The organism is Hydrogenophaga sp. UC242_50, assembly GCF_042697355.1.
Classification (GTDB): Bacteria; Pseudomonadota; Gammaproteobacteria; order Burkholderiales; family Burkholderiaceae_C; genus Hydrogenophaga.
Genome location: NZ_CP170553.1, coordinates 1,157,999 through 1,184,565, shown reverse-complemented (window position 1 = coordinate 1,184,565; position 26,567 = coordinate 1,157,999). Strand labels below are relative to the sequence as shown.

Annotated in this window: 21 protein-coding genes and 5 pseudogenes; 10 read left to right on the top strand and 16 right to left on the bottom strand. The window is 67.5% G+C overall.

The window, feature by feature from the left end; all coding sequences use genetic code 11:
* Positions 1-2: 2 nt before the first annotated feature.
* On the top strand, positions 3-353 hold the full coding sequence (locus ACFJGX_RS06030) for a phage holin family protein (RefSeq protein ID WP_382322309.1): 351 nt from the start codon (positions 3-5) through the stop codon (positions 351-353).
* A 69-nt stretch (positions 354-422) separates the two neighbouring features.
* On the opposite strand, the gene ACFJGX_RS06025 is transcribed toward ACFJGX_RS06030, so the two are convergent.
* Both ACFJGX_RS06025 and ACFJGX_RS06020 read right to left on the bottom strand, forming a co-directional pair.
* Positions 423-1,412 (bottom strand): hypothetical protein, encoded by a 990-nt coding sequence (locus ACFJGX_RS06025; protein ID WP_382328614.1) that lies wholly within the window; start codon positions 1,410-1,412, stop codon positions 423-425.
* Positions 1,357-2,076, bottom strand: coding sequence for a M48 family metalloprotease (locus ACFJGX_RS06020; RefSeq protein ID WP_382328010.1), 720 nt, complete (start codon positions 2,074-2,076; stop codon positions 1,357-1,359). Before ACFJGX_RS06020 ends, ACFJGX_RS06025 begins: the two co-directional genes overlap by 56 nt.
* A 57-nt stretch (positions 2,077-2,133) precedes the next feature.
* On the opposite strand from ACFJGX_RS06020, the gene moaC reads away from it, so the two are divergent.
* The gene (gene moaC / locus ACFJGX_RS06015; protein WP_382328008.1) at positions 2,134-2,649 is read left to right on the top strand and encodes a cyclic pyranopterin monophosphate synthase MoaC; all 516 of its coding nucleotides are present in this window, start codon (positions 2,134-2,136) and stop codon (positions 2,647-2,649) included.
* On the opposite strand, the gene tfpZ is transcribed toward moaC, so the two are convergent.
* From tfpZ to sucC, 9 genes and pseudogenes are all read right to left on the bottom strand, one after another.
* Positions 2,643-3,404: a TfpX/TfpZ family type IV pilin accessory protein gene (gene tfpZ / locus ACFJGX_RS06010; RefSeq protein ID WP_382322312.1), complete on the bottom strand. Its 762-nt coding sequence runs from the start codon at positions 3,402-3,404 to the stop codon at positions 2,643-2,645. The two genes, moaC and tfpZ, sit on opposite strands and share 7 nt — an antisense overlap.
* Positions 3,405-3,415: 11 nt before the next feature.
* Positions 3,416-5,245 (bottom strand): Wzy polymerase domain-containing protein, encoded by a 1,830-nt coding sequence (locus ACFJGX_RS06005; protein ID WP_382328006.1) that lies wholly within the window; start codon positions 5,243-5,245, stop codon positions 3,416-3,418.
* A 64-nt stretch (positions 5,246-5,309) separates the two neighbouring features.
* Entirely contained in the window at positions 5,310-5,798 is a 489-nt protein-coding gene (locus tag ACFJGX_RS06000) for a prepilin-type N-terminal cleavage/methylation domain-containing protein (RefSeq protein WP_382322315.1), read from the bottom strand.
* Between the two features lie 187 nt (positions 5,799-5,985).
* Positions 5,986-6,789: a 3',5'-cyclic-nucleotide phosphodiesterase gene (locus tag ACFJGX_RS05995; protein ID WP_382152928.1), complete on the bottom strand. Its 804-nt coding sequence runs from the start codon at positions 6,787-6,789 to the stop codon at positions 5,986-5,988.
* Between the two features lie 187 nt (positions 6,790-6,976).
* The gene (locus ACFJGX_RS05990; RefSeq protein ID WP_382152925.1) at positions 6,977-7,606 is read right to left on the bottom strand and encodes an FHA domain-containing protein; all 630 of its coding nucleotides are present in this window, start codon (positions 7,604-7,606) and stop codon (positions 6,977-6,979) included.
* Between the two features lie 50 nt (positions 7,607-7,656).
* On the bottom strand, positions 7,657-8,442 hold the full coding sequence (locus ACFJGX_RS05985) for a Stp1/IreP family PP2C-type Ser/Thr phosphatase (RefSeq protein WP_382322316.1): 786 nt from the start codon (positions 8,440-8,442) through the stop codon (positions 7,657-7,659).
* A gap of 10 nt (positions 8,443-8,452) precedes the next feature.
* Positions 8,453-11,146 carry a CHASE2 domain-containing serine/threonine-protein kinase gene (locus ACFJGX_RS05980; protein WP_382328004.1) on the bottom strand — a complete coding sequence of 898 codons (2,694 nt, stop codon included), beginning with the start codon at positions 11,144-11,146 and terminating at the stop codon, positions 8,453-8,455.
* Positions 11,147-11,372: 226 nt separating this feature from the next.
* A pseudogene (gene sucD / locus ACFJGX_RS05975) lies at positions 11,373-12,265 on the bottom strand (succinate--CoA ligase subunit alpha).
* A 15-nt stretch (positions 12,266-12,280) separates the two neighbouring features.
* Positions 12,281-13,440: pseudogene (gene sucC, locus ACFJGX_RS05970) on the bottom strand (ADP-forming succinate--CoA ligase subunit beta).
* 171 nt (positions 13,441-13,611) lie between these two features.
* On the opposite strand from sucC, the pseudogene argC reads away from it, so the two are divergent.
* Both argC and ACFJGX_RS05960 read left to right on the top strand, forming a co-directional pair.
* Positions 13,612-14,524 (top strand): annotated as a pseudogene (argC, locus tag ACFJGX_RS05965) (N-acetyl-gamma-glutamyl-phosphate reductase).
* A gap of 101 nt (positions 14,525-14,625) precedes the next feature.
* Complete coding sequence (locus tag ACFJGX_RS05960; protein WP_382328002.1) at positions 14,626-16,185, top strand: MFS transporter; 1,560 nt, start codon at positions 14,626-14,628, stop codon at positions 16,183-16,185.
* A gap of 9 nt (positions 16,186-16,194) precedes the next feature.
* On the opposite strand, the gene recX is transcribed toward ACFJGX_RS05960, so the two are convergent.
* Both recX and recA read right to left on the bottom strand, forming a co-directional pair.
* Entirely contained in the window at positions 16,195-16,656 is a 462-nt protein-coding gene (gene recX, locus ACFJGX_RS05955; RefSeq protein WP_382152914.1) for a recombination regulator RecX, read from the bottom strand.
* A gap of 17 nt (positions 16,657-16,673) precedes the next feature.
* The gene (gene recA / locus ACFJGX_RS05950) at positions 16,674-17,795 is read right to left on the bottom strand and encodes a recombinase RecA (RefSeq protein ID WP_382322321.1); all 1,122 of its coding nucleotides are present in this window, start codon (positions 17,793-17,795) and stop codon (positions 16,674-16,676) included.
* 134 nt (positions 17,796-17,929) lie between these two features.
* Between recA and ACFJGX_RS05945 the strand changes: the two genes are divergently transcribed.
* From ACFJGX_RS05945 to ACFJGX_RS05935, 3 genes and pseudogenes are all read left to right on the top strand, one after another.
* Positions 17,930-18,448 (top strand): MarR family transcriptional regulator, encoded by a 519-nt coding sequence (locus ACFJGX_RS05945; RefSeq protein ID WP_382328000.1) that lies wholly within the window; start codon positions 17,930-17,932, stop codon positions 18,446-18,448.
* Positions 18,449-18,547: 99 nt separating this feature from the next.
* Positions 18,548-19,223 (top strand): annotated as a pseudogene (locus ACFJGX_RS05940) (response regulator).
* A gap of 115 nt (positions 19,224-19,338) precedes the next feature.
* The gene (locus ACFJGX_RS05935; protein ID WP_382163823.1) at positions 19,339-20,718 is read left to right on the top strand and encodes a sensor histidine kinase N-terminal domain-containing protein; all 1,380 of its coding nucleotides are present in this window, start codon (positions 19,339-19,341) and stop codon (positions 20,716-20,718) included.
* A 4-nt stretch (positions 20,719-20,722) separates the two neighbouring features.
* On the opposite strand, the gene ACFJGX_RS05930 is transcribed toward ACFJGX_RS05935, so the two are convergent.
* The 3 genes and pseudogenes from ACFJGX_RS05930 to ACFJGX_RS05920 form a co-directional block, all read right to left on the bottom strand.
* Complete coding sequence (locus ACFJGX_RS05930) at positions 20,723-21,076, bottom strand: hypothetical protein (protein ID WP_382327998.1); 354 nt, start codon at positions 21,074-21,076, stop codon at positions 20,723-20,725.
* 163 nt (positions 21,077-21,239) lie between these two features.
* A pseudogene (locus ACFJGX_RS05925) lies at positions 21,240-21,320 on the bottom strand (glutathione S-transferase family protein); the annotation flags it as partial.
* Between the two features lie 76 nt (positions 21,321-21,396).
* Positions 21,397-24,342, bottom strand: coding sequence for a DNA topoisomerase III (locus tag ACFJGX_RS05920; protein WP_382327996.1), 2,946 nt, complete (start codon positions 24,340-24,342; stop codon positions 21,397-21,399).
* Between the two features lie 97 nt (positions 24,343-24,439).
* Here ACFJGX_RS05920 and ACFJGX_RS05915 point away from each other — a divergent pair, with 97 nt between their 5' ends.
* Genes ACFJGX_RS05915 through ACFJGX_RS05905 form a run of 3 tightly spaced genes read left to right on the top strand, consistent with a single transcriptional unit; the run spans position 24,440 to position 26,566 of the window.
* Entirely contained in the window at positions 24,440-24,979 is a 540-nt protein-coding gene (locus tag ACFJGX_RS05915; RefSeq protein WP_382322325.1) for an SET domain-containing protein, read from the top strand.
* A gap of 16 nt (positions 24,980-24,995) precedes the next feature.
* On the top strand, positions 24,996-25,799 hold the full coding sequence (locus tag ACFJGX_RS05910) for a biotin--[acetyl-CoA-carboxylase] ligase (RefSeq protein ID WP_382322326.1): 804 nt from the start codon (positions 24,996-24,998) through the stop codon (positions 25,797-25,799).
* A complete protein-coding gene (locus tag ACFJGX_RS05905) occupies positions 25,793-26,566 on the top strand; it encodes an SPOR domain-containing protein (RefSeq protein ID WP_382327994.1) in 774 nt (257 codons plus the stop codon). Before ACFJGX_RS05910 ends, ACFJGX_RS05905 begins: the two co-directional genes overlap by 7 nt.
* The last annotated feature ends 1 nt before the right edge of the window (position 26,567 follow it).

Here is a 26,567-nt window from a genome sequence, read left to right as displayed (position 1 = left end):
GCATGAAACTCATCCTGACCTGGCTGCTCGCGGCCTGCGCCCTGCTGGTGGTGGCCTACATCTACCCCGGCGTGCAGGTGCAGAGCTTCACCTCCGCCCTGATCGCCGCGGCGGTCATCGGCCTGTTCAACGCCGTGCTGCGGCCCATCCTGGTGATCCTGACCTTGCCCGTCACCATCGTCACGCTGGGCCTCTTCCTGTTCGTCATCAACGCCCTGATGTTCTGGGCGGCGTCGGGTGTGCTCGATGGCTTCCGCGTCAACGGCTTCCTGGCCGCGCTGCTGGGCTCGTTGATCTACTCGGCGTTGATGCTGCTGGTGAGTTCCGCCATGCGCTCCATCGGCTCGCGCTGAGCCGATCGGTCGGCCCGTCACCGGGCCTACTTCTCTTCGCGCACAGACTCGCGCAACTGCGCCTCGACTTCACGACGGCGGCTGTCCACGATGGCCAGTTCCATGCCGTCCGCGCGTTGCGCGGCGGGCAGCGCCTGGGCCGCCTTGAAGCGGTCCACCGCACCACCGAAGTCCAGGTGGGCGGCACGCGCCTCCGCCTCGGCACGGATGGCGCGCATGGTCTGCCCTTGCACGGCATAACCCCGTGACAGCGTTTGCCAGGCCACCGCGTCGCGCGGCTGCAGCGCCACCCAGGCCTGCAAGCGGCTGACCGCGCGCTGCGGCTGACCGGTTGCGCAGCGCGGCCTGCGCACCGAGCAGGGCACTGGCGCGGGAGGTTCCCGCCAGGGCCTGGTCGCGCAGTTCCGCCAGCAGGGCCGCCTGCGCGGGAGGCAGGGAAGGCACACCGCCCGCGACGGGCGACAGCAAGATGTCGAGCAGCAGCGCATCCACCGTGGGGCGCGCCTCGGGCGCCACCGCCGTGCGCAACTGCTGCGCCAGCTCCAGAGCCAGATCGCGCTGTCCCAGGCGCAGTGCCGAGAGCGCGGCCGCGTAGCGGTCGCCGGGCGAGGCATTGGCCGATCGGCCATTGGCGAGCCAGGCGCGCTGCCGATCAGGACCGTTCTCCGCCAGCACCCTGGCGCGCGCCGACACCAGCACGTGCACGCTGCGCGAGGGCATGGGCAAGCCCACGGAGGCGCTGGACGCGCCCCGCGCGCCTGGCAGGTCCAGACGCAGGCCCAGGGGAGCGGCCGGTGCGGTGGCGCCGCTGGCATCCGGCGTGGTGGCCTTGATCGGGCCCACCTGGCCGCCTGCCGCCGCGGCCGGCCCGGCGGGCACCCGGGACCGCATGTCGGCAATGCGCTCCCCCGTCAACGGGTGGCTGCGCAGGTAGGGGAACGAGCCGTCGTCGTAGCGCGAGGACTGCTGCATCTTGTCGAACATGCTCACGAAGCCCAGGCCGTCAAAACCGGCGCCCGTGAGGACGCCAAAACCCACGCGGTCGGCCTCGCGCTCCATGTCGCGCGAGAAGTTCAGCTGCGTCTGTGCCGCGACGGCCGTGCTGCCCGCGATCGCGGCGCTGCGCAACCTGCGGGTTGGACCCGGCCGCCAGCGCGCCCAGAATCATCGCCCCCATCATCCACGGCGCCATGCGCTCCTCGCGCGTCATCATGCGGGCGATGTGGCGCTGCGACACGTGGCTGAGCTCGTGCGCCATCACCGAAGCCAGTTCCTCGGGCTTGTCGGTGATCGCGATCAGGCCCAGGTTCACGCCAAGGTACCCCCCTGGCAGGGCGAAGGCATTGACGCGCTTGTCGCGCGAAACCACCAGCTCCCAGGCCAGGCGCTCGGCCAGTTCGGGCGGCACGTCACCTCGATCGCGCGCCGCGCCCAGCAGGGGCTGCCACAAGGCCTGCAGGTAGTCGCCGAGCACCGGATCGTCCAGGTAGTCCGGATCGCGGTAGATGTCGCGCGCGATGCGGTCCCCCAGGCGCCGTTCGGCCGCGATGGACATGCCATCGCCGTCGCCCAGGCTGGGCAGCGAGGAGGTGGACGTGCCGTCACGGACCGGCTGGGCGATCGAGGCCGGTGTGGGCAGCAGCATCGACGCCATGGCCAGCACGCCCAGGCCCAGGGCGGTGCGTCGAACAGGGGAAAGCAGCGACTTCGGTAAAAAACGCATCCCCGTATGATGCCGCCAACGCCCGACGGTTCTGTAAAGCCCGCGAAACAAGCCCCCATGACCGATACAAAAGCTTCCTCTCCCCTGACTCACTTCGACGCCCAGGGCCAGGCCCACATGGTCGACGTGGCGGCCAAAGCCAGCACCCACCGGGTGGCCGTCGCGGAAGGCCGCATCACCATGTTGCCGGCCACGCTGGCGTTGATCCAGGCGGGCACCGCGAAAAAGGGTGACGTGCTCGGCATCGCGCGCATCGCCGGCATCCAGGCCGCCAAGAAGACCAGCGACCTCATTCCGCTGTGCCATCCGATCGCGCTGACCCGCGTGGCGGTGGAATTCGACATCGAACCCGAGTCCCACAGCGTGCGCTGTCTTGCAACCGCCGAATGCACCGGTCAGACCGGGGTGGAAATGGAAGCCCTGTCAGCGGTGTCGGTGGCGCTGCTCACCATCTACGACATGTGCAAGGCCGTGGATCGGGGGATGGTGATGGGGGGGGTGCGACTGGTGGAGAAACGCGGAGGGGAAGAGCGGGAGTTTTACGGCAGCCGCTTGACCTCTCACTCTCAATAGGGGTCCACAGGCAGAAAGAGCACGGGCCGTGCATCCAGCGGCGAGAGGATGGCGGTCCAGAACGCATGTCGGCTGGCCACCGGCAAGTAGCGCACGCCGTCCAACTTCAACCCCGCCGACGCCAGGCCGGCCTGAACCACCGGCGCGGCCTCGGGTTTGGCGGCAAGCAACGCGCTGAGCGGCTGGGCGGCCGACTGAATGGCTTGTGTCTGCGTGTCATACCCAACCCAGAGATCGGCACGCGCACCGATGTCCACGCCTTGCAAGGCCGCCATCGTCACCTCCATCCTTTCGGTTGCCGAGGCAAACGGACGCACCGCCACCAGCTCGGGGCCACGAACCGGCAGTGAGCGGAATTCGGGCGCGCTCTGAGCCAGCAAGCCCGGGTCGACGTCGATCGCGTGAATCACTCTCAGGCGATCGATCTCGAAGGCCAGGTACACCGGCCGGGCCTGGAACACGGTCCAGGCGCCATACGACAAGGCGCCGACCTGCACGAGCGCAATCAGGGCCACGTCCATGCGCAGCTCTTTGAGCGGCTTCTTCGCGGCCGCGACCGCGAAGGTGCACACGGGACCCAGCACGACGTCCACGGCCGCCACGAGCAGGAACAGGTTCAAGCCGCCCGCCAGCACCCGGTAAGGGTGGGGGTACCAGACGAAGAAGATCAACCCGCCCACCACGAGCAGGATCAGGGCACTGACCAGGAAATGCCCGATGGCCCACTTGAAGCGGTATCGAAGAGCAGCGTGCATGGCGGAGGGACTCACGGGGTTGGCAAGGAAACCTGGGGATTGTCGGACGGCGCAAGGGGCAGGGGCTCGGAGCGATCCACGGTTTCCGGGGCCAACTGGAAAGAGGTGCTGCGTCCGGCATAGTCCGGCCAGTTCAACGAGGCGAGCGAAGGATGAGTCTTCTGATCGCGCGCCCAGATGTCCTGCATCGTCGAAACAAGGTCAGCGCCCATGATGGCGTTGAGGCGCATCATCCAGACGCGCGCAGTTTCTGTCTCACCGGCAAGCGCATGCGCCTTGGCTGCCGCGTAGTAGGCCGGCGGGGAGTTCACGCTGCGCGCCGTGTCCGAAATCCAGAGGAGTTCCTGCTCGCTCATCCCCGGCCGCAGCGGCAGGCGGTACAGCACCAGTTCATCGTGAATCTGGTTGAGCACGCGCGGCTCGTGCACTTCAATGTCCGGCCGCTGGCCCACGCGGCTGTTCTCGAAGCGCCACTCGGTGTAGCGCTCCTGATACGGGAAATAATCGGCCGACATCCAGCCTGCCACGCCCAAGGTCAGCAGTCCGACCATGCCCCACGACCATCGGGGCAGCGAAGGCCCCTTCGACGTGGCGTCCATTGGCATCAACCAACCTGCGAACAAAGCGGCAGGCACCATGAAATAGAGAAACTGGTGTGGCAGTTCAAGCATGGCGTGCACACCCAGCGCCGCCAGCACGGCCAGTGCAAAAACGTTGTCGGGCCGTTTCGGCAGCTCCAGCAGCCGCTTGCTCAGCCAAAGGCCCAAGGCGCCCAGCAGCATCAGCCCGAGGGGGATTCCGAACCACAGCAACACGTCGAGGACGGCGTTGTGCGCATGAGCGAAACGCTGGCCGATGTACAGCTCGGGTTGAAGATGCGCCACGGCCACGTAGGCAAACCCGCCATCGGTCAAACCGTAGCCGAACCACGGGCGCTCAAGCAGGGCCGCGCCAAAGGCCCGCCAGGCGTCGATGCGGGCACCATCGATGGCCGTGAGACGCGTTTCGGCGTTCTGAAGTGCCCCCAGGCCCAGCCAGCTGGCCACATCCTTGAAATTCAACAGCCACAGAATCAGCAGCGCCAAGCCCGAAAACCAGACCGTGCCAATGGCCCGCCTCCCTTCACCCTTCAACACCAGGGCCAGCAGTCCGGCCACCACGGCCATCTCCAGCAAGCCCGCGCGCGACTGGGTCAACCCGATGCCGATGCCGATCCATGCGAACAGCAGAACGAACATGCCCTGTGACAGCAGGCGACGGTGCCGGAACCACGTGAGGCCGATCAGACCCCAGACCTGGATGGTCGCCAACTGGTTAGGCTGCAGGATCATGCCCGAGGGACGCTGACGATCGTTGATGGGGGTGACCAACAGCAGCACCAGGGAGTCGAAATCGCTGGAGTACCACTGCAACCACTGGATCCATTGCACCGGCACGTTCAACGCTGCGCCCAGGGCCAGGGCCGCGAAAACAATGTCCAGCAGCCGGTGGTGCCGGTTCGACCGCGCAGCATGACCGAGCAGAAAGGCCACCAGGACGGCGGCCACGTAAGCCGATGACACCGCCGCCGTGCCCGCTTTGGGCATCAAACCGCCGAGCCACTGCCCCCAAGGCACCAGGATCAGCAGCCCCAGCACGCCAACGAACGCCGACAGGGGCACGCGCCAGCGGGTTTGCCAAGCCACCACAATGGCCATCAAGCCCAGCGCAACCGCCATCGCGACCTCATGGTGAAAGGCGTTCCAAGGCAATTGGTGGTTGGGCACCGTCCAGATCAGCGACAGCACGAGCACCGCGAGCGTGTTCTCGATCAGCTGGAAGCGCGTGTAGTGAAGTGGCATGGCACAACAGAAGGTCAAGAAAAAGGGCCGCAAAGCGGCCCTTCATGCTGAAAATGCGCTTGGCTTAGCCGCGGCAGGAGCCGGGCAGGAAGCGAGGATTCATGCCATTGGTGCCCGTGGGGCCGCAAACCCAGCGGGTGATGACCGCACCCGCATGCGTAGCGCCATCCAAAGCCACGGTGTCAGACACAAACGGCGCCAGCTGGATTTGGTTGTTGGTGCCGATGCCACCACCGATGTTCGCGGCGTTGCCGATGATCGTGATCACGCCGTCTCCATCGGCAGAACCGGATTGCACCATGCGTGTCGGCACGATTGCGCAGGAACCGGAGATGGCCGAGCTGATGTCGGTGCCAGGTGCTGCGGCTTGAACCGTCTCGGTGATGGAAGTGCGGCACGACGATGCGGCCAGCACGACTTCCGACACGCGGGCACGCACCGTGTAGTCCTGATAGGCCGGCAACGCGACGGCAGCCAGAATACCGATGATCGCCACCACGATCATCAATTCGATCAGGGTGAAGCCTTTTTGGACGGCGCGTTTCAATTTCATGGAGAACTCCTTGGGGCAGGGTTGGGGTAAAGACGCATCCTTATCAGCAGACACCGTGCCAGCCCGAAATGCCGCGCTTTTTGAGGTCTTTTTAGCGCTTTACCCTGCATCAGTGACATTTGGTGACCCCTGCATCGACATGCGACCGACAATTTTTGTCACCTCGCCCTCAGGCAACGGCTTTTTGTCACAGTTCGAAGGTCTGCCCCGCGCTGAGCCAGCGGATGTCGTGGCGCGCATCGCCCGTGTGGTTGGGCGCTTCGTCGAAGCGGCGGATCTCTTCCATGATCAGGCCGGTTTCCGCCGGCTTGGTGTGGGTGATGTAGATCGGATAGCGCTGGCGGCCATCGATCTGCTCCAGTTCCTGCGCCAGCAAGCTGGGGGCCAAGTGCAGGCTGCGCTGCGCGAGGGCGTGCTCCCGGTCGCTGAAGGCGGTTTCGATCACCAGCAGGGCCACGGGGAGCTGGTTGACGCGCTGCCAGAACGCCGGGTTGCGCCCGGTGTCGCCACTGAAGACCCAGTGACCCGAGGCGCTGGCGGCGGCAAAGCCGACCGCCGGCACGGTGTGCACCGCAGGCAAGACCTCGACCGACTTGCCGCCGACATGGAGCACCTCGCCGACCGCAATGGACACGAAGCGCATGAGCGGCGTGTCCACACTGGGAATGGCGGAGAAGTCGGGCCAGATCAGGTTGTTGAAGATGTGCACCTTGAGCGCGGCGATGGTGCCGGGCAGCGCGTGCACCTGTAGCGGCGCAGCGCCACTGGCCAGGCGCCGGGCGGCCACGGCATCGAGCATGAGGGGCAGCGCGGCCACGTGATCCAGGTGCGAATGGGTGAGCAGGACGTGGTCCACCCGCGCCATCTCATCCAGGGTCAGATCGCCCACGCCGGTACCGGCGTCGATCAGGACGTTGTCGTCGAGCAGAAAGGACGTGGTGCGGCAACCATGGGCGATGGCGCCAGAGCACCCCAGTACGCGGACCCTCATTTGGCAGCTTTGGCAGTGGCATGGCCGGGACCGCCGGCACATTGGATGGGGAAACTGGCTGCCTCAACCCGAACAAGCCGGGTTGGCAACCGACTGCCGAAGGCTACCCGTTTGACCAGGCGCCGGAAAGGACTTTTTTGGCATTTCTGCCGATGGCCGCCATGCCCAGGCATGGCTCGGGTTCGTCTCAGTGCTGGACGAACTGCATCTGCGTGCCGGCCAGTTCCAGCAGGTCGCCATGGTGCAGGTTCACGGCGTCGGTCCCGATGGGGCTGCCGTTGATGGTGGGCTTCTGCGTGCCTTCGACCAGGGCCACCACATAACCATGGGGCCGGCGCGTGATGGCCGCCACCGCCACACCGGGTTTGCCAATGGTGGTCACCACCTTGACCAGAGGCACTTCACGGCCGGCCGCGGTGCCGGACATGACCTTGATCGCGGCGTTGCCCAGCGGTGCGCCCTGGGAGTCGCCGGCCTCCACCACGGAGCCGGCGTTGATGACGGTGGTCTTTTCGTAGGTTTCGCTCGCGCCTTCGTGCACGAACTTGATCTTGTACTTGCCGATTTCGACGGCATCGCCGTTCTGCAGCTGCTGCTTCTTGATCGCCTTGCCGTTGACGTAGGTGCCGTTGGTGCTGTTGAGGTCTTCCAGAAACACGTCCATGCCCGACATCTGCATCACGGCATGCTCACCGCTGACCGCGAGGTTGTCGATCACGATGTCGTTGTAAGGACGCCGGCCCAGCGTGGTGCGGTCTTTCGTGAGTTGCACTTCCTTGATGACGACACCGTCGATGGAAACGATCATTTTCGGCATGGCCGACTCCTCTGGAACCTATTGATTGAATTCTGAAATGGCGCTGGCGATTACTTGCCGAGCATCCGCGAGAGCAGGCCTTTGCGGATCGGCTTCGATCGAGCATACGCCAGTATCACCGAAATATTGTCGCGTCCACCGCAGTCGTTGGCCCCGTCCACCAGGGCCTGCGCCTTTTCCTCCAGCGTGCCCGCGGTCACCAGAATGGCGGCAATGCGCTCGTCGCTCATCATGTCGCTGAGCCCGTCGGAACAGAACAGATAGAGGTCTTCGTCCTCGACCCGGTACTCGTTAACCTCGAGCAACACCGTGTCTTCCACCCCCAGGGCGCGGGTGACCAGGTTCTTGTGGGTGGCGTACTGGGCCTGCTCCAGCGAAATGAGCCCGGCGTCGATCTGCTCCTGCAGCAAGGAGTGATCCCGCGTGATCTGCACGAAGCTGCCGGCGCGCAGGCGGTAGCAGCGCGAGTCGCCCACATGGCCGATCATGGCGCGCGCGCCATGGAACACGCCCATGACCAGGGTGGTGCCCATGCCGGCGTATTGCGCGTTGGAATTCGCGGCGTTGAAGATGGACCGGTTGGCGTTGTCGATGCAGATTTCCATGGCGCGCTTGAGTTCGCGCGCGCTGGCCTCATGCCCCCCCTCGGACATCCATCGCCCGAGCTCGGTCCGGATGAAGGTGGTCGCCATCGCGCTCGCGACTTCACCCGCGTTGTACCCGCCCATGCCATCGGCCAGCACCACGATCTGGTTGTCGGGATCGAGGGCCACGGAGTCCTCGTTGTTGTCCCTGACCAGACCCGGATCTGTCAGACAAAAATACTCAAAAATCATATTGTTGGATTTATAAGCGGATATCGAAGCTGACTGTCTCGGGCTCGCGCGACGAAACCGGCACCGGCGTGACAACTGTGGCAAGCACCGCGTTTTCATGGCCGTGCCCATGGGAAGCGGGCACGGTCTGAGGCGCCATGTGAACGTCGGGGGACGTCGACAGGGCGGCGATGGTCTTGCGGAGGTCGGCGGCGATTTCGAGCCCTGTCTGGTACCTTTCCGCAGGCGATTTCGACAGGGTCTTGCTCAGTATATCGGCCAGTTCCGGCGGCAATTCAGGACGTCGTTCACGCACATCGGGCGCGGGCTGGTTGGCGATCTGGTACATGAGCGCGGCCATCGAGTCGCCGCGCAGCGGCAAGCTGCCCGTGAGCAACTGGAACAGCATGACCCCCAGCGAATAGAGGTCCGAGCGGCCGTCCACGCGCTGGCCGGCCAGCTGCTCGGGCGACATGAAGCTCGGGGTGCCCAGCACCATGCCCGTGCGGGTCTTGCTGGACCCGGTGATGCGCGCGATGCCGAAGTCGGTGACCTTCACCGAATCGGTGGCGGGGTCGTACATCACGTTGGCGGGCTTGATGTCGCGGTGCACCACCTGCTGGCGGTGCGCATGGTCCAGCGCCAGCGCCACGCGCTCGCCGATGGACAGCACGGCCGCGACCGGCAACAGCTGTCCGTCGCGGGTGTGCGCCGCGAGGTCGCGCCCCTGCAGGAACTCCATCGCGATGTAGGCCAGGTCATGCTCTTCGCCCGCATCGAAGATGGTGACGATGTTCGGGTGCTGCAGCCGCCCGGCCGTTTCGGCTTCGCGGAAGAAGCGTTCGCGCACATCGGCCAACTCCGCGCCTTCGAACTCGGCGCTCAGCGCCAGCGTCTTGATGGCCACGGTGCGCCCGATCTTCGGATCCAGGCCCTGGTACACCACGCCCATGGCGCCCTTGCCCAGCTCCTTCTCGATCCGGTATCGGCCCAGCATGGGTTTTTCGACACGCTCATCGCCGAGCACCAGCGTTCCGCCTGGATGCGACGAGCCCGGCCCCAGCACCACCGTGTTCGAAAGATGCCTGGTCCGCTGAAGGCGTGCCACCACATCGGCGTCGGTGCGATCGAGCCGGGTCATGTGCTCGTACACCGCTTCGGCCTTGTTGAGCTGGCGCTTGCGCTCGAAGTCCAGCGCGAGGTGCCGGAGGTTGTCCATCAGCGCGGGACTGAAGGGCACGCGGCGCAGGCGGTCGAACGCCATGTCGAGCTGACCCTGGCCCTGCAGCGCCAGACCCATCATGCGGTTGGTTTCGGCCGACTCCTCGTCCGCCTTGATCTTGCCCGCTTCCGTTGCGAGGAAGCGCCGGGTGGTGAGCGCGAGGTGCCCGATCAGCAGCAGCGCGACCGGGAACACCAGTTGCAGCCAGATCGCGGCCGACGCCAGCAGTTGATATTCGGCCCCCAGCAGGAGCAGGAACAGCCCAGCGGTCACCGCGGCGCCCGCAGCGGCGGACAGGCGCGGCAGCAACGCCACCAGATGCGCCACGACCACCAGCAACACGCCCAACACCGCCAGGCCACCCCAGGCCGGCTGGGCGATGAAATGCCCATTGAGGAGGCTGGAAGTGATGTGCGCGAGAATGGCAGCGGGGGACATCGCCGGCGACACCGGGGTGGTGAAGAGCGTGCCCACGCCCGCGGCGGTCGCGCCGATGATGACCACCTTGTCGGTGTATTTGCTGGCGGGAATGCGCCCGGAGATCACGTCGTAGAAGGAGTCCACCGTGAAGGCGGGCTTGCCGTCGCGATCGGCGTAGAACTGCGGCAGCAGGCGCGCCGCCTCGTCGGTCGGCAGGCGGGTCGGGCCCAGCTGCACGCCCTCGCCCGGCCACAGGCGGATGTCCTCCATGCCCAGGTTCAGGCTGTGCGCCGCGACGCTCAGCGCCATGGACGGCACCGCGTAACCATCGAAGTCCACCAGCAGCGCTTCCCGACGCACCGCGCCGTCGGCATCCTGAATCTGGTTGAGGTGGCCCACCGCCCGGGCGGCCTCCCCCACGGCGGGCAGGGGCTGTTGCGTGCGTTGCGCCGGCAGGCCAAAGCCGCTGTCGTCGGCCAGCGCGCTGCGCTGGGCGAAGGCGGGCAAAGGCGCGTCGGGCCGGCCCAGCGGCTCACCCAGGGTGAACACCGAAGGCACGATCACGTTGCCCGCGCGCGCCATGCTGGCGACCAGCCGGGCGTCGGTATCCAGGCGCTGCTCGGCCTCGCCAATGAATCCCAGCAGGCGCTGGCGCGACACGGCGCCCAGATCGGGCAGCGGTGTGGCGCCGGGTGCCGTGCCGTCGAGCTGGCCGCGCAAGGCCCGCAGCTGGGCCAGGCCCCGGTCGGTCTGCGGTTCGAAGAAGAAGGCGGTGTGAGCGACGGTCTTGGCCTTGGCCGCGCTGAGCTGGTCGATCAGCTCCGCATGCACCTCGCGCGACCAGGGCCACCGCCCGATGTTGGCGATGCTCTGGTCGTCGATCGCGATGATGGCGATGCGCTCACTGGGCTGGCGGCTGCTGGCCGCGCTGGCGACGTCGTAGAAGCGGCGTTCCAGACCGTCAAACAGGTCGGTCGAAGCGTGCAGCGCGAAAACGGCGAGCACCACCCCAAGGCCCAGGAAGGCGTCGGATCGCCAGATCCGGCCTCGGCCTTGCAGGGGTTTCGTCTTGCGGGTGGACACGTCGCGCATTCTCCGGGTGGGTTCGCCTGCAGGTCGCCGCGAACTGCCCAAAGGTCAGAGACAAGCGCACCGTCGGTGCCAGCAAATCGCCGGCATCCTGGATGTTGCATTTTGTTGCAATCAGGTTCGGCCGAGCAAGCGCCTTTGTGGATTCGGCACCTCAATTTCCGTGCGGACATAAAAAAAGGCAACGCAAGCGTTGCCCTTTTCACACCCGCGGGGTGACTCAGAGCTGGGCCTTGAGCAGCTTGCCCAGTTCCGACGGGTTGCGCGTGATGATGAAGCCGGACTCTTCCATGACGGCAAGCTTGGCATCGGCGGTGTCGGCGCCGCCGGAGATCAGCGCGCCCGCGTGGCCCATGCGCTTGCCGGGAGGCGCCGTCACGCCCGCGATGAAGCCCACCACCGGCTTCTTCATGTTGGCCTTGCACCAGCGGGCGGCGTCGGCCTCGTCCGGGCCGCCGATCTCACCGATCATGATCACGGCGTCGGTGTCGGGATCGTCGTTGAAGGCCTTCATCACGTCGATGTGCTTGAGGCCGTTGATGGGGTCGCCACCAATGCCTACGGCGGTCGACTGGCCCAGGCCCACTTCCGTCAGCATGGCCACGGCTTCGTAGGTCAGCGTGCCGGAACGGCTCACCACGCCGATGCGGCCCTTGCGGTGGATGTGGCCGGGCATGATGCCGATCTTGATCTCGTCGGGCGTGATCAGGCCGGGGCAGTTGGGGCCCAGCAGCAGGGTCTTCTTGCCGCCGGCGGCTTCCTTGGCCTTCATCTTGTTGCGCACTTCGAGCATGTCGCGCACCGGGATGCCTTCGGTGATGCAGACGGCATGTCCAGGTCGGCTTCCACGGCCTCCCAGATGGCGGCGGCGGCGCCCGCGGGCGGCACGTAGATCACCGACACGGTGGCGCCGGTCTGCGTCGCGGCTTCCTTGACGGAGGCGTAGATCGGGATGTTGAAGATCGACTCGCCGGCCTTCTTCGGGTTCACGCCGGCCACGAAAGCGTTCTTGCCGTTCGCGTATTCCTGGCACTTCTCGGTGTGGAACTGGCCCGTCTTGCCCGTGATGCCCTGGGTGATGACCTTGGTGTCTTTGTTGATGTAGATGGACATGATGTTTCTCCGGGCTTACTTGACGGCAGCAACGATCTTGGTCGCCGCTTCGGCCATGGTGTCTGCGGCGATGATGGGCAGGCCGGATTCGGCCAGCAGCTTCTTGCCCAGCTCTTCGTTGGTGCCCTTCATGCGCACCACCAGCGGCACGGACAGGTTCACGGCCTTGCAGGCGGTGATCACGCCGGTGGCGATGGTGTCGCACTTCATGATGCCGCCGAAGATGTTGACCAGGATGCCCTTGACGTTGGGGTTCTTGAGCATGATCTTGAAGGCTTCCGTCACCTTCTCGGCGGTGGCGCCACCGCCCACGTCCAGGAAGTTGGCGGGCTCGCCACCGAACAGCTTGATGGTGTCCATGGTGGCCATGGCCAGGCCGGCGCCGTTGACCAGGCAGCCGATGTTGCCGTCCAGGCTGATGTAGGCCAGGTCGAACTTGGAGGCTTCCACTTCGGCCGGGTCTTCTTCGTCCAGGTCGCGGTAGGCCACGATCTCAGGGTGGCGGAACAGCGCGTTCGCGTCGAAGTTGAACTTGGCGTCCAGCGCGATCAGGTTGCCCTTGGAGTCGCAGTTCAGCGGGTTGATTTCCACCAGCGACGCGTCCGTGTCCATGTAGCACTTGTAGATCTTGGAGAAGATGTCCGCGGCCTGGTCGACGGAGGCGCCGGTCAGGCCGATGGCCGCGGCGACCTTCTTGCTCTGCTCGGTGGTGATGCCGGTCAGGGGATCGATCATCTCGGTGATGATCTTTTCGGGCGTGGTGTGCGCCACTTCCTCGATGTCCATGCCGCCCTCGCTCGAAGCGATCAGGGCCACCTTCTGCGTCGCGCGGTCGGTCACCAGCGAGACGTACAGTTCGTTCTTGATGTCGGCGCCGTCTTCGATGTAGAGGCGGCGAACCTTCTGGCCTTCGGGGCCGGTCTGGTGCGTCTTGAGCTGCATGCCCAGGATTTCGCCGGCCAGGCGCTTGACGTCGTCCACCGACTTGGCGCCTTCACGCCACCGCCCTTGCCACGGCCACCGGCGTGGATCTGGGCCTTGACCACCCAGATCGGGCCGCCGAGCTTTTGAGCGGCTTCCACCGCCTCTTGCACCGTAAATGCCGCAATGCCGCGGGGCACGGGCACACCAAACTGGCGCAAGATTTCCTTGCCTTGGTATTCATGGATCTTCATGAGGTGTCTCTCAGGAACAGGTAAAAGAGTGACGGCCGAACCGGGGTGGCCGCTGGGTGGGCACTGAAAACAGCAACCCGGGACTGTATCATGGTGCAACGCACCAAAAGCGCGCATTCGACGCGCGGGTTTGGTAATCCCCCTGAATCCAACTGACAAGGCAGAGCGGCCATGGCCAAGGTTTTCATCGACGGCGAAGCAGGCACCACCGGATTGCAGATTCGCGAGCGCCTGCAAGGCATGCCGCAGATCGAACTCGTGAGCATCGCACCCGAGCGCCGCAAGGACCCGGTCGCCAAGCGCGAGCTGATGGCGCAGGTCGATCTGGTCATCCTCTGCCTGCACGACGACGCGGCGCGCGAATCGGTCGCCATGATCGATGCCCTGCCCGGCCGGCAGCCCAAGGTCATCGACGCCTCCACCGCCCACCGCACCGCACCCGGCTGGGTGTTCGGTTTCCCCGAACTCGCGCCGGGCCAGCGCGACGCGGTGGTCAACGCCCGCCGCGTGCGCAGACCCGGGCTGCTATGCCAGCGGCGCCATTGCCCTGCTGCGCCCGCTGGTCGACGCCGGCCTGCTGCCCGCCGACTACCCGGTCTGCCTGCCCGCCGTCAGCGGCTACTCGGGCGGCGGCCGCACCATGATCGAGGCCTACGAAAAAGGCGAAGCCCCGGCCTATGAGCTGTACGCCCTGGGCCTCAAGCACAAGCACATCCCGGAAATCCTGGCCTACACCGGCCTCACGCGCCGGCCCATCTTCGTGCCATCCGTCGGCAACTTCGCACAGGGCATGTTGGTGCAGTTGCCCCTGCACCTGGACACCCTGCCCGGCCAGCCCACGCTGGCCGACCTGCACGCGGCCTACGCAAAGCACTACGCGGGCAGTGAATGGGTGAGCGTGCAACCGGCGACCGAAGACGGCAAGCTCGACGCCCTGGCCTTGAACGACACCAACCAGCTCGAAATCCGCGTGTTCGGCAACGGCGAGGCGAAGCAGGCGGTGGTGGTCGCCCGGCTGGACAACCTGGGCAAGGGCGCCAGCGGCGCCGCGGTGCAGAACCTGAAGCTGATGCTCGGCCTGTAAGGCTGAGCGGCGGGTTGTCGAAACGCCCGGCCCTGGTTCGTCGTACCCCAGGATGGCGCCGGATCTCGGCGCGGTCCACCGCCGAACCTCGAGGAAACCCCATGCCTGCCACTCCGCCAGCCATCGAGATCGCTCCACCCCGGGCCACGCGCCGCGAATGGGTGGCGCTGGGCGTGATCGCCCTGCCCTGCCTGGTCTATGCCATGGACCTCACGGTGCTCAACCTCGCGCTGCCCGCCATCAGCGCCGACCTGCGGCCTTCGTCCGCGCAACTGCTCTGGATCATCGACATCTACGGCTTCATGGTCGCCGGCCTGCTGATCACCATGGGCACGCTGGGCGACAAGATCGGGCGGCGCCGGCTGCTGATGATCGGGGCGATGGCGTTCGCGGCCGCCTCGGTGGCGGCGGCCCTGTCCACCACCGCGCAGGCCCTCATCGCCACGCGCGCGCTGCTCGGCATCGCCGGCGCCACGCTGGCGCCGTCCACGCTCTCGCTCATCTCCAACATGTTCCGCGACGAGCGCGAGCGCCGCATCGCCATCGGCATCTGGATCTCGAGCTACTCGGTGGGTGGCGCGATCGGCCCGCTGGTGGGTGGCGTGATCCTGCAGTACTTCGCCTGGCCCGCGATCTTCTGGGCCGCGGTGCCGGTGATGTTGCTGCTGTTGGCGGTGGGCCCCTTCCTGCTGCCCGAGTACCGCGACCCCGAGGCGGGCCGGCTCGACCTGGGCAGCGTGGCGCTCTCGCTCACCGCCGTGCTCGGCGGCGTGTTCGCGCTCAAGCAGGCGGCCGAAGGCCATGTGGACGCGCCGACCTGGGTGGCTGCGGCGCTCGGCCTCGCGGCGGGCGTGGCCTTCGTGCGGCGCCAGCGCCGCATCGCCTACCCGCTGCTCGACCTGCGGCTGTTCGGCCAGCCCCGCTTCGCGGCCGCCATCTGCACCTATGCCCTTACCTCGTTCGCGATGTTCGGCGTCTACATCTTCATCTCGCAGCACCTGCAGCTGGTGCTGGGCCTCTCGCCCCTGGTGGCGGGCCTGTGCACCGTGCCCTGGGCCCTGTCGTTCGTGGTCGGTTCGATGCTGACACCGGCCATCGCGCAACGTTGTTCGGCGCCCCGCACCATGGTGACGGGGCTGGCGGTGGCAGCGGTCGGCTTCGCGGGCGTGGCGCTGGTCGATGGCCCCCATGGCCTTGCCGCGCTGGTCGTGGGCATGACGCTCATGGGCATCGGCATGGCGCCGGTGTTCACGCTGGGCAACGACATCGTCATCAGCTCGGCGCCGCCCGAGCGCGCGGGCGCGGCATCGGCCCTGTCGGAGACCAGCGCGGAGCTGTCCGGCGCCCTGGGCATCGCGGTGTTCGGCAGCATCGCCACGGGCCTCTACCGCGCCGGCATGGCGGGCCAGTTGCCGGCGGGCCTGCCCCAGGAGGCCGTGGCCGAAGCCTCGACCCTGGGCGGCGCGCTGCGGGTCGCCGAAAGCCTGCCCGCGCCGCTGGCCGAGGCCCTGGGGCTGGCCGCGCGCACCGCCTTTGTCGATGGGCTGCAGGCCGCCGCGGTGCTGGGCACGGGCATCATGGTGGCCAGCGGCCTGCTGGCCTGGCGCATGCTGCGCCCGCCCCGGGCGCCGGGCGGCGCCTCGGCCACCCAGCCACGCTGACGCGCGCGTTCAGTCCTCGCTGTCGTCGGCCGGAGCGCCCTTCACCACGCGCCGCACCACCTCGGCGCCAAAGCCGCGCGTGAGCAGGAAACGCATCTGCTTGCCGCGCTCGGCGGCGTCGGCCGGCGGTCCGGCGAAGCGCTTGCGCCAGACCTCGCGCGCGCGCGCTTCTTCTGAGCCCTGCAGGCCCGCCACCGCCTCGGCCACCGCCTGCGGGTCCAGCCCCTTGGCCTGCAGTTCCTGGCGCACGCGAGACGCGCCCAGGCGGGCCGAGCGCCGGTGCAGCACCGACTCCAGCACGCGCTGCTCGTTGATGAAGCCTTTGGCCTCCAGCTCGTCCAGCGCTTTCGCCAGCTCGCCGGGCTCGGTTTCGTGCACGCTCAGCTTGCGCTGCAACTCGGCGCGTGAATGTTCGCGCCCGGCGAGCAGGCGCAGCGCACGGCCTTTGAGGGAAATCTGGTCGAAGGCCATGCGCGCAAGGGCGGGGATCAGGCCGCCGGCGTGGCGTCAACGTCCTTGGCCTTGGCCGCCTTCTCGGCCTTTTCGGCCTTGCCGCCCTTGGCGGGCGCCGGCGCTTCGTCCACCGGCAGCAGCGGCACGCCCAGCTCGGTGCGCACCTTGTTCTCGATCTCCACGCGCAGTTCGATGTTCTCGCGCAGGAATTCGCGCGCATTGTCGCGGCCCTGGCCGATCTTCTCGCCGTTGTAGGCGTACCAGGCGCCCGACTTCTCGATCACGCGGTGCACCACGCCCAGATCGAGGATCTCGCCCTCGCGGCTGATGCCTTCGCCGAACAGGATGTCGAACTCGGCCGTCTTGAAGGGTGGCGAGACCTTGTTCTTGACCACCTTGACCTTGGTCTCGTTGCCGATCGCTTCCTCGCCCTTCTTGATCGTGCCGGTGCGGCGGATGTCCAGGCGCACCGAGGCGTAGAACTTCAGCGCGTTGCCGCCGGTGGTGGTTTCGGGGCTGCCGAACATCACACCGATCTTCATGCGGATCTGGTTGATGAAGATGACCATGCAGTTGGTCTTCTTGATGTGCGCCGTGAGTTTGCGCAGCGCCTGGCTCATCAGGCGGGCCTGCAGGCCGGGCAGCGAATCGCCCATTTCGCCTTCGAGTTCGGCCTTGGGCGTGAGCGCGGCCACCGAGTCGACCACGATCAGATCGACCGCGCCGGAACGCACCAGGCTGTCGACGATCTCGAGCGCCTGCTCGCCGGTGTCGGGTTGGGAAATGAGCAGGTCCTGCAGGTTCACACCGAGCTTCTGCGCGTACTGGATGTCCAGCGCGTGCTCGGCATCGACGAAGGCGCACTGGCCGCCGAGCTTCTGCATTTCGGCAATGACCTGCAGGGTCAGCGTGGTCTTGCCCGAGGATTCCGGGCCGTAGATCTCGACCACGCGGCCCTTGGGCAGGCCGCCGACGCCCAGGGCGATGTCCAGGCCCAGCGAGCCGGTGGAGACGACCTGGATGTCCTCGATCACCTCACCCTCGCCCAACCGCATGATGGTGCCCTTGCCGAACTGCTTTTCGATCTGGGCCAGCGCGGCCTGCAAGGCCTTGGCTTTTTCGCTGTTGAGGGGGTTGTTCTTGACGGCTGCGTCCATGAGGGGCTCCTGAGCGGGTGGTAGAGGTTCGCAAAGCCTGTAAATGCGTACAGGCTGGATGCTTGAGCAGGAGTTTACAGGCAGGTTGAATTCGAACAAGGCGTTATTTGGTCAGTTTGCCTTACCATCAGCGAATGCCCGACACCGCCCCTGTTTTGCCCGACGACCGCTGGCGCGGCGGCCACCTGGGGCGCCTGATGGGCCTGGCGCTGCGCCGCTTCGACGAGCGCGTGCTCAGCCTGATGGCGCACGACGCCAACGTGCCGCTGGCGCTCTCGCACCTGGCGGCGCGGGCGCAGGTGGGCGCCGCGCACATCCACATCACGCGCCACCTGGGCCTGCACGGCTCGCGCCTGACCGAGCTGGCGCACCAGGCGGGCATGAGCAAGCAGGCCATGGGCGACCTGGTGACGCAGTGCGAGGCCTGGGGCCTGGTGCGGCGCGAGGCGGACGCGCGCGATGCGCGGGCACGGCGCATCGTGTTCACCGACACCGGCCTGCTGTGGCTGGAGGCGTTCCGCCAGGCCGTGGCCCAGGCCGAGGCGGAATTCCGCGCCCAGGTGGGCGACGCGGTGGCCACCGTGGTGGCGCTCGGCCTGGAGGCCTATGGCTCGGAATCACCCGGCGCGCGCGCGGCCGTGCCACCCCGCTGAACACCGTGCCGCAGGGGCCTGCGCGGCCTAAAATGGTTCGCCCGATGCCGGGCATCCCCGATGAAGCGCTGCCCCGGCAGCCACCCAGGAGACCTTCCCATGCGCATCCTGATTGCCGAAGACGACCACGTGCTGGCGGACGGCCTGCTGCGCAGCCTGCGCGCCGCCGGCGCGGCGGTGGATCACGTTACCAGCGGCACCGAGGCCGACGCCGCCCTGCTGACCAACAACGAGTTCGACCTGCTGATCCTGGACCTGGGCCTGCCCCGGCTGCACGGCCTGGAGGTGCTCAAGCGCCTGCGTTCGCGCGGCTCCACGCTGCCGGTGCTCATCCTCACCGCGGCCGACAGCATCGAGGAGCGCGTCAAGGGCCTGGACTACGGCGCCGACGACTACATCGCCAAGCCGTTCTCGCTGCAGGAACTCGAAGCCCGCGTGCGCGCGCTCACCCGGCGCGGCATGGGCGGCTCCACCAACACCATCCGCCACGGCCCGCTCGAATACGACCAGGCCGGCCGCGTTGCGCACCATCGACGGCAAGATGGTCGAGCTCTCGGCGCGTGAACTCGGCCTGCTGGAGGTGCTGCTGCAGCGCGCCGGGCGCCTGGTGAGCAAGGACCAGCTGGTCGAGCGCCTGTGCGAGTGGGGCGAAGAGGTGAGCAACAACGCCATCGAGGTCTACATCCACCGCCTGCGCAAGAAGATCGAGAAGGGCCCGATCCGCATCGCCACCGTGCGCGGTCTGGGCTACTGCCTTGAAAAAATCGCCGGCTGAAACCGAGGCTTTGATCGAGGCCGCACCGCCGCCGGTGGCGGGCCGCCCCATCCCGAAGTCGTTCGGCCTGTTCCAGCGCGAACAGCGCAGTCTGTTCGGCGAGATCCTGGACTGGATGCTCACGCCGCTGCTGCTGCTGTGGCCGCTGTCGCTGGCCCTGACCTGGTTCGTGGCCCAGGGCATCGCGAGCAAACCGTTCGACCGTGCGCTGGAGTTCAACCTGCAGGCGCTCACGCAGTTCGTGGCGAACCAGAACGGGCAGATCAGCTTCAACCTCAACGCGCAGGCGCGCGACCTGCTGCGCGCCGACGACAGCGACCTCGTCTACTACCAGGTGATCGACCCGCGCGGCAAGCTCGTCAGCGGTGAGCTGGACTTTCCCCGCCCGCGCGAGGACGAGACGCCCGAGGCCGGCCGCGTGCTGCTGCGCGACGACGTGGTGCGCGGCGACGAGGTGCGGGTGGCCTACACCTGGCTCGAACGCAACGACGCCCAGCACCTGGTGCTGATGCAGGTGGCCGAGACGCGCGGCAAGCGCTCCACGCTGGCGGCCGAAATCATCAAGGGCGTGATGGTGCCGCAGTTCGTCATCCTGCCGCTGGCCGTGCTGCTGGTGTGGCTGGCGCTGGTGCGTGGCATCCGCCCGCTCAACGAGCTGGAGCAGCGCATCCGCGCGCGCAAGCCCGACGACCTGAGCCCGATCGAGGAGTCGGCCATCCCGCAGGAGGTTGCGCCGCTGGTGTCGTCGATCAACGACCTGCTCACGCGCCTGAAGGCCTCGCTCACCACGCAGCGGCGCTTCCTGGCCGACGCGGCGCACCAGCTCAAGACGCCGCTGGCCGGCCTGCGCATGCAGGCCGAACTGGCCCAGCGCGAGAGCAACGCGGAGGAAATCCACAGCTCGCTCAAGCAGATCGCGCGCTCCAGCTCACGCGCCACGCACACCGTGAACCAGCTGCTCGCGCTGGCGCGCGCCGAGACCACCGGCCGCACCCTGCCCAGCGCGCGCGTGGACCTGGCGCGCCTGGTGCGCGGTGTGGTGCAGGACTCGGTGCCGCGCGCGCTGGAACACGGCATCGACCTGGGCTGCGAAGGCCCCGAGGAGGTGCCGGAAGACTGTCTGATGGACGGCAACCCCATCCTGCTGCAGGAGATGGTGCGCAACCTGGTGGACAACGCGATCAACTACAGCGGGCGCGGCGGCGTGGTCACCGCGCGCGTGCTGATCGACCCGTTCAGCGGCGTGCAGATCCTGCAGGTGGAGGACAACGGCCCGGGCATTCCCGAGAGCGAACGCGAGTTCGTGCTGCAGCCGTTCTACCGCGCGCTGGGCACCAACGTGGACGGCTCGGGCCTGGGCCTGACCATCGTGCAGGAGATCGCGCAGCAGCACGGCGCCACGGTGCTGATCGACAGCGCGCACCCCGAGCGCAACCCGCCCGGTCTGCTGGCCTCGGTGCGCTTCACCCCGAAGACGCCCCGACTGCCGGCCTGAACGTTCAGGCCTTGGGCTTGTAGATGTTGAGCATCAGCTTTTCGCGCTCGACCGCGCGCGCCACCGGCGGCAGCGCGGCGAAGCGCTGGGCCAGGTCCCAGGTCGCCGGCTGGGTGGTGGGATCGATGCCCGCAAAACCGCCCCAGCGCAGCAGCGTGAGCGCGTAGGCGTCCAGCGCGCCGGGGCGCTCGCCCATCATCCAGGGCGAGGCCTGCCTGGCCATCACCTCGATCTCGTCCAGCAGGCCCTTGTAGGTCTTGGCGGCGTGGGCGCGGATCGCCTGCTTGGCGGCCTCGTCGTCGGTGAACTTGTCCGGCATGAACACGTGCGTGAAGGTGGGGTGCACGGTGTTGTTCATCCAGGTCAGGGTCTGCAGCGCGCGCGTGCGCGCCAGGCCGGACGCCGGCAGGATGCCCGCCTCGGGCAGCTTCGCATCGAGGTGCAGCAGGATGCGCCACGATCTGCGTGATCACCTGGCCATCGTCCACCAGCACCGGCACCTGGCCACGCGGGTTGATCGCCAGGTACTCGGGGCTGCGCTGCTCGTTCTTGTGCAGCTTGACGCTGTGTGGCTCGAACGCGGCGCCGGAGAGCTCCAGCATGCTGTGGGGCACGAAGGAACACGCGCCGGGGGCGAAATAGAGAGTCAGGCTCATGCGGAAATCCTTTTGGAAACAATCAGGTCAGGTGCTGGCCCACGATGCCCGCGATCTCGAACATGGTGACCTGCGGCTTGCCGAACACGGCGGCGAGCTTGGCATCGGCGTTGACGCGGCGCTTGTCGGTGGCGTCCTGCAGGCCGTTGGCCTTGATGTAGTCCCACAGCTTCTTCACCACCTCGGGGCGGGACACCGGGCCTTCGCCGATCACCGCGGCCAGGGCGGCGCTGGGCTGCTTGCCGCTGGCCGCCGTGGTCTTGCGCGGTGCCTTGGGCGTCTTGGCCGCCGCGGCTTTCTTGGCCGCGGGTGCCTTCTTGGCGGGCGCGGCCTTCTTCGCCGGGGCGGCCTTGGCCGGCGCGCCGGCGGCGGTCTTGCGCGGCGGGAACTTGCTCGCGCGCGGCTCGAACTCGAAGTTCACCTTGCCGGCTTCCTTGTCCCAGGCCAGGAAGGCCTTGAACGCGCGGCGCGTGCGCATCGAAACGAACTTGTCGAGCAGGTCGGTCTTGCCGGTCTCCAGCAGCTTGCTCATCTGTTCGCGCGCCACCGGCTGTTGCAGGATGATCTTGCCACTCTTGAAGTCGCAGGTCGGCGTGGGCTGGGCCAGGGTCGGCACCGATTTTTCGCACACGTAGTTGCTGCCGTGCTCGTGCACCGGGCTGCCGCACTTGGGGCAGGCGCCGAGCGACTCGCTGCCGGTGAAGTCCACCAGCTCGCCGCTTTCTTCGCCCTTCTTGTCGTCGCCGAAGTCGAACTCCAGCTTCCAGTTCTTTTCTTCTTCGTTGAACTTGATCACGATCTCGGCCACGAAGGGCCAACCCGCCTTGGAGCGGAAACCTTCGAGCGGGCCGATCTTCTTGTCGCGCAGCAGCTGTTCGGCCTCCTCGGGCTCGAAGGTGCGCCCGGCGGGCGACTTGCCGAACGAGAAGCCGCAGCCCTCGCTGTTGCCGTCGGCGCCGGTGCAGGTGTAGCGGCGGTAGTTTTCCTTCACCACGCCGCCGCAGTTCGGGCAGGGCGTGGACAGCGTGGCGTAGTTGCCCGGAATGGTGTCGCGGTCGTATTCCTTGGCCTTCTTCACCATGCGCTCGGTCATGGCGGCGATCTCGCCCATGAAGGCGGCGCGGCTGAGCTGGCCATGCTCCATCTGCGCGAGCTTGTACTCCCACTCGCCGGTGAGCTCGGGCTTGGAGAGTTCTTCCACGCCCAGGCCGCGCAGCAGCGTCATGAGCTGGAAGGCCTTGGCGGTGGGGATGATCTCGCGGCCTTCGCGGAACATGTACTTCTCGGTCAGCAGGCCTTCGATGATGGCCGCGCGCGTGGCAGGCGTGCCCAGACCCTTTTCCTGCATGGCTTCGCGCAGCTCGTCGTCGTCCACCAGCTTGCCGGCGCCTTCCATGGCGCCCAGCAGCGTGGCTTCCGAATAGCGCGCGGGCGGCTTGGTCTTCAGGCCCTTGGGCTCGACGCTCTCGGTGCGCACGGTCTCGCCCTCGCGCACGGGCACCAGGTTCTGGCCCTTGTCACCGTCCTTGGCATCGGCCACGTCCTCGGCGGCCTCCTTGCCATAGACGGCCATCCAGCCCGGCTTCACGAGCACCTTGCCTTCGGTCTTGAAGTGGTGGTTCAGCACCGAGCTGATGCGCGTGGTCACCATGAACTCGGCGCTCGGGAAAAACACCGCCAGGAAGCGGCGCACGACCAGGTCGTACAGTTTCTGCTCGGCTTCGCTCAGGCCGCTGGGCGCCTGCAGCGTGGGGATGATGGCAAAGTGGTCGCTGACCTTGCTGTTGTCGAAGATGCGCTTGCTCGGGCGGATGTAGCTGTTGTCCAGCGCGGTCTTCGCGTGCGGCGCGAGGTGCTTCATGCCGCTGCCGGCCAGCATCTCGAAGGTCTGCCTGACGGTGGGCAGGTAGTCCTCGGGCAGGGCGCGCGAGTCGGTCCGGGGGTAGGTCAGGGCCTTGTGGCGCTCGTACAGGCTTTGCGCCAGTTGCAGCGTGGTCTTGGCCGAGAAGCCGAAGCGGCCGTTGGCCTCGCGCTGCAGGCTGGTCAGGTCGTACAGCAGGCCGCAGGCCTGGGTGGTGGGCTTGCTCTCTTCCTTGACGCTGGCGGCCTTGCCCCGCACCGCGTCGGCGATCGCCAGCGCCTCGCGCTGGGTCCAGACGCGGTCGGCGCGCAGCTCGGCGTCGGCATCGTCACCGGTGGGCTTCTTGAAGTTGGGATCGAACCACTTGCCCGGGTACTCGCCGGCTTCGGCCAGGAAGCTGGCGTGGATTTCCCAGTAGTCGCGGCTCCTGTGGGCGCGGATCTTTTCCTCACGCTCGACCACGATGGACAGCGTGGGCGTCTGCACCCGGCCGACGGTGGTGAGGAAGAAGCCCCCGTCGCGCGAGTTGAAGGCGGTCATGGCGCGCGTGCCGTTGATGCCGACCATCCAGTCGGCCTCGGAACGGCTGCGCGCGGCATCGGCCAGGCCCAGCATCTGCTCGTTGCTGCGCAGCTGCTCGAAGCCGTCTCGAATGGCCGCGGGCGTCATCGACTGCAGCCACAGGCGCTGCACCGGTTTGCCCAGCGGCTGGTAGCTGCCGTTCTTCAGGCCGCCTGCGTACTGCTCGATCAGGCGGAAGATCAGCTCCCCCTCGCGGCCCGCGTCACAGGCGTTGATGAGGCGCGACACATCCTTGCGCTTGACGAGCTTGACCACCGCGGACAGCCGCGACTTGGTCTTGTCGATCGGCTTGAGTTCGAAGTACGGCGGCAGCACCGGCAGGTGCGCGAAGCTCCACTTGCCGCGCTTCACGTCGAATTCCTCCGGCGCAGCGATCTCCACCAGGTGACCCACGGCGGAAGTCACCACGTACTTGTCATTCTCAAAGTGGTCATCGTGCTTGTCGAACTTGCCCGCCACCGGGGTAAGCGCTCGCACGATGTCTTGGGCCACGGATGGCTTCTCGGCAATGACCAGGGTTTTCATCTCTACAATCGGCTTTCCACGCGCGTGTACACGCGCACATGGGCACGCGCACACCCGCGCGCACCTGCATGAAACAACCTTACCAAATATTTCGGCCGTGACGAAAAGCCCCCGCCAGACGCAGCCGCGCCCTTCTTCCACCAAGACCAAGGCCGCCGCCCCCGCCGCCAGCCGCCGCATCCAGACCCGGCGCTCCGGCGTGCATGGCAAGGGCGTGTACGCCGTGGTCGATCTGGCCGAGGGCGAGACGCTCATCGAATACGTGGGCGAGATCATCACCTGGGAGGAGGCGCTGCGCCGCCATCCGCACGACCCGAGCGACCCGAACCATACGTTCTACTTCCACATCGATGAAGAGCACGTGATCGACGCCAAGGTCGGCGGCAATTCGGCGCGCTGGATCAACCACAGCTGCAAGCCCAACTGCGAAGCCGACGTGGAAGACGGCCGGGTGTTCATCCGTTCGTTGCGCCCCATCCAGGCCGGCGAGGAGCTGTTCTACGACTACGGCCTGGTGATCGACGAGCCCTACACGCCCAAGCTCAAGGCCGAGTACCCCTGCTGGTGCGGCGCCAAGAAGTGCCGCGGCACGCTGCTCGCCCCCAAACGCGCGGGACGCGCGTCCAAGCTCGGCTAAGGACCTCTCCCCTCGCATGGCAGACACCCTGACCCGTCACGCGGAAGCGGTCTGGGAAGCCGTGGTGCCCCTGCTGCCGGGCTTCACGGTGGAGGTGCTGCCCAGCATCGACTCCACCAGCAGCGAGCTCATGCGGCGCGCGCGCAGCGGCCTCATGGAGCCGGTGCTGCTGACCGCCGAGCAGCAGACCGCGGGGCGGGGCCGGCTCGGCAAGGGCTGGCACAGCAAGCCGGGCCAATCGCTCACGTTTTCCATCGCCCTGCCGCTGGCGCCATCGAACTGGTCGGGCCTGTCGCTCGCGGTGGGCGTGAGCCTGGCCCACAGCCTGCACCCCGACGTGCGGCTGAAATGGCCGAACGACCTCTGGCTGCACCAGCGCAAGCTCGGCGGCATCCTGGTGGAGACCGCCAGCACCGGTGACGCGGCGCAGGGCCAGCGCATGGTGGTGATCGGCGTGGGCATCAACATCGCCCGGCCCGAGGCCTCGGCCGTGGCCGCCCTGGTGCCCGACGGCTCGACCGTGGCCGCCATGGCGCCGGCCGGACTGGCCGAGGTCAGCGTGGGCATCACGCCCGGCGAGGTGCTCGAGCGCGTGGCGCCGCCGCTGGTGCAGGACGTGCTGGCGTTCGCCTCGCAAGGCTTTGGCGCCTTTGCGCAGCGTTTCGCCGGCCTGGACGCCTTGCAGGGCCTGGCCGTGCAACTCTCCGATGGCACCCGGGGCACGGCCTGCGGGGTGACCCCCGACGGTGCCCTGCAGGTGTTGACCGACCAGGGCATGTTGACCGTCACCAGTTCAGAAGTGAGTGTGCGCCCGTGTTGAGGTGGGCGGTCATCGTGCTGGTGCTGGCCGACGCGGGCTATTTCGCCTGGACCCAGGGCTACCTGGGCGGCCTGGGCCTGGCCCCGATCGAGCAGCGCGAGCCCCAGCGCCTGGCGCAGCAGCTCAGGCCCGAGGCCTTGCGCCTGCTCAATGGCCCCAAAGGAACGTCGGCCGACACCACCACTGCGCCGGAGCCCGAGACCGCGGCACCACCGGCCGCGCTGCCGGCCGCGGCGGTGGAAGCCGCACCGACGCCACCGGCCGCGCCCACCCCGACCCCGCCCACAGCGGCCGCCCCAGCGAGCGATGGCCCGCGCGCCTGCTGGCAGGCCGCCGGCTTCACCGAAGCCCAGGCTGAGCTGCTGCGCGCCGAACTCGCGCTGCTGGGCCTGACGGCGAACGGCTGGCAACTCAACGAGACCCGCAGCAGCGGCCGCTGGATCGTCTACATGGGGCGCTACGACAACACCGAGCAGGTGGAGCGCAAGAAGGCCGAGTTGCGCGGGCTGGGCGTGCAGTTCCGAGAGCTCACCGCGAATGGCCTGGCCCCGGGGCTGGCGCTGGGCACCTACTCCACCGAAGCCGCCGCGCGGCAGGCGCTGCAGCAGACCGAGCGCGACGGCGTGCGCACCGCCAGGGTGGCGCAGGAACGGGCGGAAAGCGTGTCGTTCGCGCTGCGCCTGCCCGCCATCACCGACGCCCAGCGCGCGGCAGTGGAAGGGTTGCGCGAGGCCATGGCCGGCAAGGCGCTGCGCCGCTGCAGCTGAG